This window comes from Vibrio sp. OPT46 (genome assembly GCF_015163535.1).
Lineage (GTDB): Bacteria > Pseudomonadota > Gammaproteobacteria > Enterobacterales > Vibrionaceae > Vibrio > Vibrio alginolyticus.
Genome location: NZ_JADDYG010000617.1, coordinates 1 through 624, shown reverse-complemented (window position 1 = coordinate 624; position 624 = coordinate 1). Strand labels below are relative to the sequence as shown.

Annotated in this window: 1 pseudogene; it reads right to left on the bottom strand. The window is 41.2% G+C overall.

Annotation, left to right across the window (positions count from 1 at the left end):
- Positions 1 to 39 precede the first annotated feature (39 nt).
- Positions 40 to 624 (bottom strand): annotated as a pseudogene (locus tag IQR33_RS23860) (serine/threonine protein kinase); the annotation flags it as partial.

The following is a 624-nucleotide window of genomic DNA, read 5'->3' as shown; positions in this document are numbered from 1 at the left end:
ATCTGCGGCAAAAAAGGGACTCGCGTCCCTTTTGTATTACTAGCTTTGCTTAGAGTCCTGTTCTATTTGCTTCATAAGCTCGTTGGCTTTCTTCATAGCGCGTCTTGCGCTTGAAGTCCTTCGCTTATTAAGTAATATATCGGAGAAGCGTAAGTATTTATCAGCAGTTTTGAATCTTAAATCGTTAACATCCTGAAAACCAATAGGAAAGTTTTTCGAGAACAGATCCACATCCTTCACCAAGTTATCGAGATGAGTTGTCGTCCTTGCCTTTTCTAGGCGAGAATAAAAGTTTTCAAACTCTTTTTGGAACAGGATTCTAGCGGCATCTTCTGGAAACGGTAGAGGGCTGTTGGAATCTAGCGCTGTCTCATATAATTTCATTTCCAGCACTGCATCTTTCATCGCATTACTTATCTGTAAGTTCTCTTGATGCTCTTCTACGTTTGAAAAGAAGGTGTTCCCAACCTTAATAAGAGCAACAAGTGCAGCTGCGTCTTTCTTTTGGAGTGCTTCAGTGAGGTGCTGACCGAAAACATCGCTAGATAACGAACTTGGCGTGAAAGGATAACCTTGATGAATCTGATTTAACTCATCCTTGAGCTCATAGATGGATTTACTGCC